8 protein-coding genes are annotated in these 12,844 nt (G+C 53.0%); 4 read left to right on the plus strand and 4 right to left on the minus strand.

Annotated elements, in window-relative coordinates; all coding sequences use genetic code 11:
• Nucleotides 1-9: 9 nt before the first annotated feature.
• Both NST99_RS09775 and NST99_RS09780 read right to left on the minus strand, forming a co-directional pair.
• Nucleotides 10-6,732 carry a DUF7507 domain-containing protein gene (locus NST99_RS09775; RefSeq protein ID WP_341091343.1) on the minus strand — a complete coding sequence of 2,241 codons (6,723 nt, stop codon included), beginning with the start codon at nt 6,730-6,732 and terminating at the stop codon, nt 10-12.
• A 166-nt stretch (nt 6,733-6,898) separates the two neighbouring features.
• Nucleotides 6,899-7,546, minus strand: coding sequence for a hypothetical protein (locus NST99_RS09780; RefSeq protein ID WP_341091345.1), 648 nt, complete (start codon nt 7,544-7,546; stop codon nt 6,899-6,901).
• A gap of 142 nt (nt 7,547-7,688) precedes the next feature.
• On the opposite strand from NST99_RS09780, the gene NST99_RS09785 reads away from it, so the two are divergent.
• Both NST99_RS09785 and NST99_RS09790 read left to right on the plus strand, forming a co-directional pair.
• A complete protein-coding gene (locus NST99_RS09785; RefSeq protein ID WP_341091346.1) occupies nt 7,689-9,281 on the plus strand; it encodes an amidohydrolase in 1,593 nt (530 codons plus the stop codon).
• 172 nt (nt 9,282-9,453) lie between these two features.
• Nucleotides 9,454-10,341: a hypothetical protein gene (locus NST99_RS09790; RefSeq protein ID WP_341091348.1), complete on the plus strand. Its 888-nt coding sequence runs from the start codon at nt 9,454-9,456 to the stop codon at nt 10,339-10,341.
• Between the two features lie 109 nt (nt 10,342-10,450).
• Here NST99_RS09790 and NST99_RS09795 read toward each other — a convergent pair whose 3' ends face one another.
• Nucleotides 10,451-10,915 (minus strand): hypothetical protein, encoded by a 465-nt coding sequence (locus NST99_RS09795; protein WP_341091350.1) that lies wholly within the window; start codon nt 10,913-10,915, stop codon nt 10,451-10,453.
• 172 nt (nt 10,916-11,087) lie between these two features.
• Here NST99_RS09795 and NST99_RS09800 point away from each other — a divergent pair, with 172 nt between their 5' ends.
• The gene (locus NST99_RS09800; RefSeq protein WP_038588519.1) at nt 11,088-11,465 is read left to right on the plus strand and encodes a DUF423 domain-containing protein; all 378 of its coding nucleotides are present in this window, start codon (nt 11,088-11,090) and stop codon (nt 11,463-11,465) included.
• A 95-nt stretch (nt 11,466-11,560) separates the two neighbouring features.
• Here the strand turns inward: NST99_RS09800 and NST99_RS09805 are convergent, their stop codons facing one another.
• On the minus strand, nt 11,561-12,067 hold the full coding sequence (locus NST99_RS09805; protein WP_341091352.1) for a hypothetical protein: 507 nt from the start codon (nt 12,065-12,067) through the stop codon (nt 11,561-11,563).
• 201 nt (nt 12,068-12,268) lie between these two features.
• On the opposite strand from NST99_RS09805, the gene NST99_RS09810 reads away from it, so the two are divergent.
• A complete protein-coding gene (locus tag NST99_RS09810) occupies nt 12,269-12,571 on the plus strand; it encodes a YunC family protein (RefSeq protein WP_341091353.1) in 303 nt (100 codons plus the stop codon).
• Nucleotides 12,572-12,844 lie beyond the last annotated feature (273 nt).

The raw sequence follows: 12,844 nt of genomic DNA on the forward strand, positions 1-12,844 counted from the left end.
AGCCAGGGGTCATGTCGCGATTACCTGAACCTTGAAGGTTACAGTCGTTGATGCTCCGGCAGCAATCGTGCCGATGACAACGCCTGATCCGGGGTTGGCCCCAGGACGGGCGATATCGTCTACAGTAACGCTGCCCGCAACGAATTGGCTTCCGGCCGGAATCGGGTCAACCAGCACAACGTTGTTGACGGCGACGATACCGTTGTTCGTCACGACAATTGTATAGGTAAGGATGTCGCCGACTACGGCATCGATAGCCGGTGTGCTCTTGACTGCGGTGACGTCCGGAGACGATACAGGGATCACAAGTACATTGGACAAGGAAGAGCCTGAGAGCAGACGTCCGTCTGGCGGTGAGAACGTGAAGGCTGCGGCTGCCTGATTGACGAGTCGCTGCGGTGAAGGCAGAGAAGCCACGGTAACCTGCAGGGTGACTGTCATGACGACTGTAGCTCCAGGGGCAACCGTTCCAAGGTTGATTCCGGCTGCCGGATCGGCTCCCGGTTGCGGCACACCGTTCACCAGCACACTGTTCGGAATAAATACACCTCCTGCAGGGATGGAGTCCGTAAGGGTAACCACAGCCGGCAAGTTCCCGGTGTTTGTGACGCTAAAGAAGTAAGTGACAGTGTCTCCGACGGTTGCATTGGTTGTATCCGCGCTCTTTAGGATATTGATGATCGGCTGATACACCGGAGTAATCAGGTTATTGGAATAGGAAGCACTGGAGAAAGCACCGGAGGTAAAGCTCACGGACGCCTGGTTATTAAGGCTCGGCGGATTTGGCAGCGCAGTAACAACAATATTGAAGGAGACTTGGACAGAAGCTCCCGGAGCCAGAGTGCCAAGGGTAATTCCATTGGCCGGGTTCGCTCCCGGCAGAGGAGTGCTGTCGACAACTACGCTGCTTGTGACAAAGGAAGCTCCCGGTGGTATCGGATCGCTAAGCACGACATTGGTGACCGATGCAATCCCGTTATTGGTAACGGTGACTGTGTAGGGAACGGTATCACCTACTACGGCATCTGTAGCAGTAGTGGCCTTTGATACCAATACGTTAGGCGATGAAACGGAAATCTGATTGATGTTGGAGACTGCTGATTCGTTGAAGGTCCGGCCGTCCGGCAGGGTATACGCAAAGGTGATGGTAGCCTGGTTGGTCAATTGCTGGCTTGGCGGCAACGTAGTGATCAGAACGGAGAAAGTGACTGTCAAGCTGGTGCCGGCAGCAATAGAACCGAGTGGGATACCTGTTGCCGGATCGGCTCCCGGGGAAGGGAAGCCGTTTATAAGCACACTGTTCTCTACAAGCGTTGTACCGGCAGGGATGGTGTCGGTTAAAGTAGCCGTCGCCGCATAATTGCCAGTATTGTTCACAAGCACGGTATAGGTAATGGTATCCCCTACGGTAGCGTTGACGGAGCTTGCGCTTTTGACTGCTGCAACTATGGGCTCGTAGACTGGTGTGGTGACAATATTGGAAAATCCTACGTTGGAAAGTGCTCCAGATGTAAAGCTGACGGAGGATTGATTGTTCAGCAGTCCGGTTGCCGGCAGCGAAGTTACGGTTACAGTAAAGGCTACGGTCACTGAAGCTCCGGGAGCGATGCTGCCTATGGTTACCCCGGTAGAGGGTGAAGCCCCGGGCCGTCCGATGCCGTCCACCAGCACACTGTTCGGCACAAAGGCGGTACCCGCAGGAAGTGCATCCGTAAAGACGACGTTATTTACAGTTGCGATCCCGTTATTGGTCAATGTTACAGAATAGGTAATCGTGTCCCCCACGGTAGTTGCCGTTGTCGCAGTGGATTTGAGCACGGCGAGATTGGGGCTGGAAACAGGAATTGTGACTGTGTTGGAGAGTACCGAACCAGTGATTGTGCGTCCGTCAGGTAATGTAAAGCTGTACGCAGCGGTCCCCTGATTGACGAGGACCTGCGGTGACGGCAGGGACGTAATCACTACTGAGAAGGAGACAGCGACAGTGGCTCCCGCAGCGACAGTTCCTGCGGCGATGCCAGTAGTAGGATCGGCCTGCGGCAGTGGCAGCCCGTTGATCAGGACGCTGTTGGGCTCAAAGGTGGTACCTGCCGGAATATTGTCCGTTACAGTTAGAACGGCTCCATAATTGCCGGTGTTGCTGACAGTCAAGGTATAGGTAACGGTATCACCGACTGTAGCATTTGTCGTATTGGCTGTTTTAACCGCAGAGATATTTGGCTGGAAGGCGGGAATGGCTACCGGGTTCGACGAAGTAGTACCTGAGAAAATACCTGAGGTATAGGAAACGGTCGCCTGGTTGTCAATAGAGGCGTCAGCGGGAACGGCAATGACCGTTACGCTGTAAGAGATGATTGCGGTTGCGCCGGAGGCCAACGTCCCGATTGAAACCCCGGAAGACGGATTGGCATTTGGGAAAGGCACTCCGTTTACTGATACGCTGCCGGGTATAAATGAGGATCCGTCAGGCACAGGGTCACTGAGCAATACATTATTTACGGGATCGATTCCGGTATTGGTAATGCTTACCGAATAGGCAATAGTATCTCCAACAGCAGCTGCTGTTGCAGGAGTGCTCTTCACTACGGAAAGATTGGGAGCGGAGACCGCGATAGTTACCGTGTTGGATACAGCCGTACCCGTAAGCAGCCGGCCGTCAGGCGGAGTAAAAGTGAAGGAGGAGGAGGCCTGATTGACAAGCTGCTGTGGTGAAGGCAAGGAAACAATAAAGACAGTGAAGCTGACAGTAACACTGGCTCCCGGAGCTACGGTGCCGACGGTAATACCGGTATCGGGTGCGGCTCCCGGCTGCGGGAAGCCGTCAACGATGACGCTGTTGGGATCAAAGGTAGTCCCTGCGGGAATGTTGTCAGTCAAAGTAACATTGGCAGCCAGATTGCCTGTATTGCTGACAACAATCGTGTAGATAATGGTATCGCCAACTGTTGCATTAAGATCATTGGCACTTTTGATAAGGGAAATCTGCGGCTGTATTACCGGTGTCGTGGTTACGTTGGAAGATGAAGAACCGGAGAATACACCGGAGGTAAAGCTGACGGTCGACTGGTTGTTGATCTGTGAAGGAATCGGCATTGTTATCCTCACCTCGAATGTTACGGCGACTGACGCCCCTGGGGCCAGACTGCCGATTGGAATGCCGGCGGACGGAACTGATTGCGGCTGGGAAACGCCGCCCACAATTACGGTTCCGGGAATGAAGGCAACATTCTCAGGCAGAGGATCGCTGAGAATGATGTTGCTGACAGCCGCGATGCTGGTGTTCGTCAGCACCGAGGTGAACTTAAGAATGTCACCCGTAACGGCATCAATGGCGTTCACGCTTTTGACTATACTGACATTGGGAGCGGAGACAGGAACATTGAGCGTGTTCGAAACGGCATTTATTCCGAGCTGCCGTCCGTCTGGCAGAGTGAAGCTAATTGCGGCAGCTGCTGAATTGGGCAACTGCTGGCCCGGGGGCAGCGCCGTCACGGTGACCAGAAAACTGACGGTGACACTATCGCCCGGCACAAGCGGACCTACCGGGATTCCGGTCACCGGGTCAAAACCGGGAAGCGGTGTTCCGCCAATGATGACGCTGTTCGGTTCAAATACTGCTTGCGGCGGTAAACTGTCAGTCAGGTTCAGCCTGGCGGCGATATTACCGGTGTTGCTGACCAGGATCGAGAAGGATAGGGAACTGCCTACCGAAGCCTGGGCGCTATTGGCACTTTTAACGAGATTGATGACCGGAATGAAGATCGGAGTTGTCACTGAATTGGACAGGGCAGTTCCGCTGAACGCTCCTGCCGTGAAGGAAGCACTGGCCCGGTTAACCAGTTCAGCGGGATTTGGCAGGAAGGCAGCGTTCACCTTGAAGGTGACGATCACATTGCCCCCTGCCGCGATGGTGCCAAGAGCAATACCCGCCCCCGGATTTGCGGATGGCGCAGAAGCCCCGTTCACCGTGACGCTCCCAGCCACGAATGCCCCTCCCGCGGGTATGGGATCAGACAGGACGACGTTGTTTACAGCCACCCCGCTCGGATTGGATACCGCTACGGTATAGGTTATATTCTCACCGACAGCGATGGCGGAAAGATTGGCTGTTTTGAATAAGGTGATGTTCGGTGCGGAAACCGGGATGCTGACCGTATTGGAGAGGCTTTCCCCGCTGAGGGAACGCCCGCTGGGCAACTGGTAGGTATAGCTGCCGCTTCCCTGGTTGCTCAATACCGCCGGAGAAGGCAGTGACTGTACCGTGGTCAGGAAGTTGACGGTTACGGTAGAACCGGGAGCCACGGCCCCCAGTAGAATTCCGGCGAGCGGAGAATCCGCAGGACGAACGGAACCGTTCACTGTAACGCTTCCCGCTACAAAGGTAGAGCCGGCGGGGATATTGTCGCTTAGGGTGACGGTTGCTGCCAGATTCCCTGTGTTTTGCACCTGAAGGGTGTAAAGAACGTTGCCGCCCACAGTCGCACTGGCGGGACTTGCGCTTTTGACAATACCAATGACAGGCTGATACACAGATGTTGTCGTGATGTTGGATTGGGAAATACCTGTAAACAGTCCGGAACTATAGGATGCCGAAGAACGGTTGGACAGCTGTCCTGTTCCCGGTACAGAAGTGACCGCCACCTGGAAGGTAACGGTTGCACTGTTGCCAGGAGGGATTGCCCCCACAGAGATTCCCGTTGCCGGGTCTGCGGCCGGACGGGATGAGCCGGAAACAGTCAGACTGCCCGGAACAAAGGTGGTGCCTGCAGGAATCGGATCGGACAGGACAACATGTGTTACCGCCGAAATCCCGTTATTGCTGATGACGGAGGTATAGGTCAAAGTGTCCCCTACCGCAACGTCAGGGAAGCTGGTGCTTTTGACCACTGCAACATTGGGCAGTGTTACCGGAATGGTCAGCGTATTCGATGCCGCCGAACCGGCCACGGTACGACCGTCAGGCACCAGGAAGGTATAGGCTGCAGTGGCCTGGTCGGTTAACCGCGGCGGCGACGGCAGACTGTTCACTGCAACCCTGAACTGAACGGTGGAGCTTCCTCCGGCGGAAATCGTGCCGATTGCGATGCCCGTGACGGGATTGCCTGCCAGGGGAGTCCCGTTGACGGTAAAGCTCCCGGGAACGTAGGTGCTTCCGGCAGGGATGTTGTCGGTCAGCGTCGTGGACGCACCGATATTTCCCGTGTTGGAGATTTGCACGGTATAGGTAATCTCATCGCCAACGGTTGCGTTGACGGTGTTGGCGCTTTTGACCATACCCAGAACCGGCGAGTACACTGGAACCGTTACTCTATTGGAAGGGATAACACCCGAAACAATGGGGCCGCCGGCTACACTCTGGAATGTAAATGCGGCATTGGCAGAGTTGGCAATCGTCTGCGGACTGGGCGGCAGCGAGGTCACTCTGGCCTGATATGTAACCGTTACAGAAGAGCTGAGTGCCAGTGACCCTAAGGGAATGCCGGCTGAAATATCATAGCTAGGTCTGGAAACGCCGGCGACTACAACGCTTCCGGCTACAAAGGTCAAGCCGGTTGGCAGTGTATCCGACAGTACCACACTCGTAGCGCTGGCAGTACCTGTATTGTTGATAGTAACGGTATAGGTTATGTTATCACCGACAATTGGACCTGCCACATTGGAGCTTTTGGTCAGCGTGATTACCGGTGCGTTAATATTGATCTGGAGCGCATTCGCGTTGACTACATAGGCATCGCCAGAGGTGGTCAGCGTCAGCAGTGCAGAGGACTGGTTGTTCACCAGCCTTGCCGAAACGTCGACGTTGGTAATGTCCCAGCCTTGCCGTCCACCGATGATATTGGTGCCTGGACTGCCGTTGGTCTGGTTGCGGCTTCCGAAGGTTCCGGTCGTATTCAGAGCACCGCTGTCATTATTAATCTGCGAAGCAAAAAAGTTGTTGGCAAAGTTGTTGGGACCCGACAAGGCCACCTGTGTGGCGGAGGTCGGGCCGAACAGCGCCTGGTCGCCTGAACGGTTCGCGTCGCCTTCCTGCGCGCTAAACAAGATGCGTCCGCCCAGAGCGCCGGTGACCGGTGTGGCGAAACCCGTAATGGTCGTGACAACCGGGGCTGAAGTGGCCTGTACAAGCACAGCTCCTGCCCGCAGCGACATATTGCGGAAAGGGAGGGCGGGATTCTGGTAGATCACACCAAGTGTCCAGCCGGCATGGTTGGCGGTTGTATCACCAGTGATAACGACGGTGCCTACGACACCGCCGACCGTGTAGGTTCCGGCACCGCCGCCCTGAATAATGCTGGTGACATTGGCTGAGCGCACATAGGCGGAGGCGCCGTTTCCCAGATCTATAGTATTGGCAGTGGCTGCATCTGGAGTTACGCTGGTCGTACTTCCTGCGGGTGTGGTGAAGGAGACCGGATTATTGATGAAGGCGCCGAGATTAACCGAGCCATTAATATAGGAGCCGGCCCAGATCAGTTCTGCGTACAGCACTGTGCTTCCTGCGGGAAGCGTCAGTATGGCGGCTGAGCTGTTGTTCTGGTACAGGCTGGTCGTACCGGCAGGGTAGGTGCCGAATACAGAGGCCGTGTTGACCGTACTGAATGCACCTATACTATCCAGTGTACCGGGAACCCCAGCCGTTTCGGAGCGGCTTAGTCCAAGTGTGTTGCCGGTAAATGTGATTGCGCCGGTTGCGTTAATCGTAGCCCGGACGACTAGAGGAATGATTTTCACCTCCTTCAGGGTTGCTGAACTGCGCGGTTGCTTAGGCGAAAAAAAGCAGACCGTCTTTAGGGTGAAGACGATGTGCCAAATTTCTTGTGTTATATTAGCCTATGACGGGTGACTGGCATAATTGTTTGTCCACGGCGGATTTTTTTAAAAATACATATTTATATTTCTACTTGCTGAAATCTTGTCTATGCTGAGAGAGAAGCCGCCGTTCCAGCAGCACACGCGGTTCAGGATAATGATTCCTGCTCATGGTTTCGAGCTCCTCCGGGGTGATTTCTTTCTTAATGACGGCAAAGTGGTACATGATTTCATGAACTACATTAGATTGCAGCGTCTTGAGAATCTCAAGCTCCTCTGCTTCATAGAGCGAGTCGTTAAACGGGTATTGATAGAACAGCTCCATCCGCAGCAGTCTGTAATCGAAGGGCGGAGAGGGGACCGGATAATCGGGAATGACCGGGGAGAGCGGACTTGCGGAAGGCTGGAAAAAGCGGTTTGTGAAATACCGGGGAGTGTACTCATCGAATTTTTGTTTGAAAAAAGGATTGGAGACGTGAGGGAAGCTATGTGCATAAGGTGCAAGAATACAGACAACAGCTTTATGGATGCTGATCCTGTGAATCTCTTTCATCACCGCAAATAGATTGCTTACATAGGGCAGAACGCGGCTGGCCATAATGAATTCGGCAGTATTGTCCGGCAGCGGAATGCCTTTATTAATATCGCAGACCAGATCCACCCCGGGGTATGAAATGCAGTCGATTCCCAGATAACCCAATTCTTTAGCGGAACCGCAGCCGATATCGATTTTCAAGGAAACCACTCCTTTTTAGAACGTAAATAAGGCTCTTCACCATAGTATTAATTCCGCAGCTGCATGCTTCCGGCTCATGCCTATAAATTGAAAGAAACATGCTTTTAATATAAAAGTTGTTATATCAAAGGAGCAGAAGTACATGACCGCAACCTTATTTAAAAATGGCGTTCTGCCATTTCGCAGCCAACCCGGCGATGACGCTGTATATGTGGAGGATGGCAGGATCACGGCTGTTGGAGAGGGCAGGGATTTAATTCTGCAGCTTAGCGGCAGAGAATACAACGTTGTCGATTGGGACGGAGCCCATGTGCTGCCCGGTCTGACCGATGCGCATGTGCATCTCGGCATGCACGGGATGAAGCTGGACATGCTGGATTTCACAGGTATGACCTCCAAAGAAGAGATGCTGCATGCAATTGCCAGACGTGCAGAGCTTACGCCTCCCGGGGAATGGATCCTCGGGCTGAACTGGAACGAGAATGAGTTCCGGCCTGCTGCAGCGCCGCATATATCCGAGCTGGATGCGGTGACAGAGCGGCATCCCGTATTCCTTACGCGCACTTGCTTTCATGCCTTTCTCGGCAACAGCGAGGCTTTCAGGCGGGCGGGCGTGACCGAATCCACTCCAGACTTCGCTTCCGGAGCCTACGGCCGTGATGCTGAAGGGAAGCTGAACGGCTGGATTTATGAGGATGCCTCACAGCCGTTTAATGCCGTGCAGCCGGCGCCCGATTATGCCGCCAAGAAGAATGCGGTCCGCAGGGGAATTGCTGACGCGCTCTCCCTGGGGCTTACAGCCGTGCATACCGAGGATCTGCGGCTGCTGGACAGTGTGGAGACGATGCTGCAGATTCACCGTGAGCTGCGCGAAGAAGGCCTGTTCTTCCGCACACACCAGCTGCTGTACTATGGCTATCTGCAGGAGGTGGAGGAGCTGCGGCTGCAGGCAGGCATCGGTGATGAGTGGCTGCGGCTTGGTGCGGTCAAGCTGTTCGCCGACGGTGCCATCGGCGGACGGACTGCACTGTTGGAGCAGCCTTACAGCGATGCCCCGGATACATGCGGCATCGCGATCCATACACAGGAAAAGCTGAATGAAATTGTCGGTGCGGCGAGACGGCTGTCATTCCCGGTAGCTGTGCATGCGATCGGAGATGCGGCTGCCCGGATGACGCTGGCTGCGATGGACCATCACCGGCTGTCTCCGGAAGCCGACCTGCCGGACCGCTTCATACATGCCCAGGTGCTGAATGGCGCGCTGGTGGAGCAAATGCGCGGACTTCGGCTCATTGCCGATATCCAGCCGCGTTTTGTGGCCAGTGACTTTCCCTGGGTGCTGGAACGGGTAGGCCCGGCAAGAACAGGGCATCTGTATGCCTGGAATAAGCTGATGAAGGCCGGAATTACCTGTGCCGGTGGCAGTGACGCGCCGATTGAGCCGCTGAATCCATTTCTTGGCCTGCACGCTGCCGTTACCCGGCGCAAGCCGGGGGAATCCCATGAGGGCTACTTGCCGGGTGAGAAGCTGAGCATCCCGGAGGCGGTAGGTCTGTTCACAACGGGCAGTGCGGCTGCCGCGGGAGAAGCGCGTGAACGCGGACGTATCGCACCGGGCTTGCAGGGGGACTTCACGGTAATTGACCGTGACGTGCTGAGCGATCCCGAAGAACTGCTGCAGGTGAAAGTACAGATGACTGTGGTTAATGGGGAAATTGCCTACTGTGCGCAATGAAAAAGCTGTCCGGGTACCGGATGATGAACTGAAGAAATGCCGCCGCATATACTTCTAGTGCGCTCCCCATCAATTTCGGCAAAGTTTATGCAACCCCGACTATGGGTTAAACGTTAATAAGGGTAGCAAGCAGATATTGACCATACCGCACGTCTATGAGGAGGCAGTCAACATGAAATCACAACGTTCATTACCGGCTATTGCGGCAGTCGCTGTATTGATGCTGACATTAACCGCTTGCGGAGGCAACACTCCTGCTGAGGCTCCGGGTGAGCCTTCGGCAACGGTTTCTCCTTCACCTGCGGCAAACACAGCAGCGCCTGTACCTAGTCCTACCGCTACTGCTGAAGCACAGGTCATCCAAGGAACCGGCAGCTATGTCGGTCAAATTGACAGTCATTCGATTGAAATAGAAACGGAAGAGGGCCCTACCGCTTTCGAACTGGGTGCTGGCACCGAGAGTGTGCTTGAAGGTCTTGAGATGGAGGACCCTGTAGTTTTTGAATATGTAGAAAAGCCGGTGGAGGGTGATCCTTCTGTCGTCCAGCGGATTCTTTCCAAGCTGTCTAAGGCGGAAGAAGGGGCAGCCCCGGTGACCACACTGCCGGAGACCCGAACCATGAAGCTTACGCTGGAAGGCATGGCGGAAGAGAAGACTGCTAAGCTTGCGGAAGGAGAAGGTTATTCGCTTTATGTATTTGATATCTTTACCTTTGATTCGGCAAGCAACCGGTTATCTATGAAGGTGGATCCTGATTATTACGCCCAAATTGAGAAATTACCTTCTGATTTTAATCTCGATATTTTGGAGCAGAAAGCCCGAAAGGAATTGTCTGCCACCGGAAAGGTGACAGCACTCAGCAAGGAAGAGCGTGACCTCAGAATGTCTGGCCTGCGGTTATATTTGACCGCAACAGGTTCCGGCCTGACCCGGCAAACGATCGTCAAGGAAATTGATGGCCAGGGCTACATGATCAAGCTCAATATTCCACAGAGAGAGGCCTCGGAAGGCTTCGGTCCACATGTTTACGCGTCGCTGGATTCGATCGTAAGCCGTTAGCAGTGTCTGCATTTCAGCTTAAGTTGCAATATTAAATAAAAGAAGAGCCACTCCACGAACAGCTCCGGGAGTGGCTCTTCTCTATTATTGAAAGTAAATAGCGAGATAATCAGTAGGAGCCGGCATTGACCAGAATGGTAGAAATGAGCAGCATGAACAACAGAAGGATGATAGCATTGATAATGGTGCCGATGACGGCGAACACTTTGCGGCGGTTGCGGAGAGTCAGCCCGATAATTCCGACAACTGCTCCGATTACATTAACAGCTGCAAGTATCAAAACGGTCACTCCCAGAAACATGAAGGTTCCTGCAGACTCATTGATGCCGCTGTTGCTTTCACTAAGAATGGAAGAAGCCTGCTTCCCTACCACCACAAAAGTAATGGCATAACCGATAAACGTGACCAGCGCGATCACGAAAGAGGCGATACCGGGGCCGGAATGTTGGAAATCACGTTTATTCGCTTGGTAGGTGTAAGGTACTTCTGGTTTTAACAGATCATTTTGCCCTGGAAATAGGCTGTTCTGCCCGGCTTCCTGTGCGTCGGATTTTGGTGAAGAATTATAGTCCATAATAAAAATGCGCTCCTTGTAAAAGAATGGTTTCTTGATACTATCCACTTTTTCATAAGAACGCTTCAAATGCAAGTCCCACATTGAAATAATCCCGGAACTCCGCTGGAATTGCCCCCTGCCGATAAGGTAAGATAGGGGAAGTCCAATAATAAGGAGTTGTGTTCTGATTATGCAACGGAGATTTATCGCCTGGGGAGCTTTGCTGGCTATGCTGGCAGTGGGGATCGGCGCATTCGGAGCGCATATGCTGAAGGCTTCGATCAGCGAGGATTACATGAAGGTGTATGAAACCGGTGTGCATTATCATATGATTCATGCACTGGGACTGATATTGGTCGCGATTATTGCAGGACAATGGGGAGAGAGTGTCCGCCTGCGCTGGAGCGGCAGGCTGCTGATCGCAGGAATTGTTCTCTTCTCCGGCAGCTTGTACGTACTGAGTATTACCGGGATCAAAATCCTTGGAGCGGTTACCCCGCTCGGCGGCGTTTGTTTTATTGCCGGCTGGATATGTCTGGCCTGGGAAGCCCTTTCCCGCAAGAACTGACTGAAGTCAACCGGATGGCATAAGCAAATTAAAACAAGCACCTTTCACGGAATGCCATTCCGGTAGGGTGCTTGTTTGTGCTTCACAGGTTCGTGCTAATGAAATTCGTCAATTTCATTGAGGTTAAAGGTATAGACCTGTTTCTCATCCACGTGGTAGATGCTTATCGAGTTGGCCGCTTCATCAAAATTAAGGATACGGCAGGGCATGGACATCTGCTTGCCATGACGGTTCGTCCGAATACGGACCAGTTGATTGTTCTGAATGTACTGTCTGATCTTACCATAAGCATCCGCACGGCTTTCCACTGAGGGCTTATCCTCTGCGGTTTTTTCCGGTTGTTTGTCCGCCGGCTTCACTGGCAATTTAAATGGAACTGGAGGGGCTGACTCTTGTTGCAGAGCTATCTTCGCAGAACGTAGAAGGTTGTCAATGGTTCTTCCCAGCTCAAGACCTGAGTTAATGTTGAAATCTGTGATTTTGTCGCTGTTGTTCAACATTTCAAGTAAATATTGCAGTGCAAGCGGGTTGGTACGGGCATTAATCAGGATGTCGACGTTAAATAAATAATTTCCGTCCGTGTGTTGTAGTTTTTTGTCCATAAATCCCCCAGCTTTTTACTAAATCGATTCCTAAAGTAAATAAACTATACCATTAAATAAACAATAATCATATACTTCTTTGCTTGGAAATAAGGCTTAAAGTCTCTGTATTTTATTGGGATATAGGACCATCGTCCACACACAGCAAAAGGGCTCCGCATACACATAGAGCGTGGATGACGAAAAAAGGAGGCGCTGCTATTGGTTACCATAGAACCTATTCAGATCGGAGATCACACCTTTGTTGGAGTCGAGGTGAAACTTCCCAAAACAACGCTGCTCACCATCAGCACAAGCCGAGGGTATATTATGTGCGGAGCGCTGGATGTGGGACTGCTGAATAAGATGCTTAGTGACCGGCAGATTATTGCCGCACGGGCCGTAGGCGTACGCACATTGGCGCAGCTCCTGGCAGCTCCGCTGGAGTCTGTTACTATAGAAGCGGAAAATCTTGGGATTGTGCCGGGGATGGCAGGCAGTGAGGCATTGCTCCGCATGCTCTGAGCGGTAATGAACGTATGATTAGGCGTGTTGCACGGGGCCCTCTGGGGGCCCTTTTGTTGAAATATAAGCATTTATATGCTTTACGCTATAAATTATCCTTCTATTTCTAGCTGAAACGGATACCGTCTTTTTGAGGACGGCGAAGCCGTTTCCACTTATGCGGGCAGTTAAAGGGCATAAGGCGGGCAATCTTGGTCATCCTACGGATAAGGAGTTGGTTAAAGCCCTCGGAGAGAGCTCGTTTTCACTGCAGGTGTGGCCACCATTTTGTTT

The sequence above is a fragment of the Paenibacillus sp. FSL L8-0470 genome (genome assembly GCF_038008625.1).
Classification (GTDB): Bacteria; Bacillota; Bacilli; order Paenibacillales; family Paenibacillaceae; genus Paenibacillus_AQ.

Bases quoted from the DNA above. Each gene is read 5' to 3' on its own strand.
- NST99_RS09785 (WP_341091346.1), top strand. From the start codon at position 7,689: ATGACCGCAACCTTATTTAAAAATGGCGTTCTGCCATTTCGCAGCCAA.
- NST99_RS09790 (WP_341091348.1), top strand. From the start codon at position 9,454: ATGAAATCACAACGTTCATTACCGGCTATTGCGGCAGTCGCTGTATTG.
- NST99_RS09795 (WP_341091350.1), bottom strand. From the start codon at position 10,915: ATGGACTATAATTCTTCACCAAAATCCGACGCACAGGAAGCCGGGCAG.
- NST99_RS09800 (WP_038588519.1), top strand. From the start codon at position 11,088: ATGCAACGGAGATTTATCGCCTGGGGAGCTTTGCTGGCTATGCTGGCA.
- NST99_RS09805 (WP_341091352.1), bottom strand. From the start codon at position 12,067: ATGGACAAAAAACTACAACACACGGACGGAAATTATTTATTTAACGTC.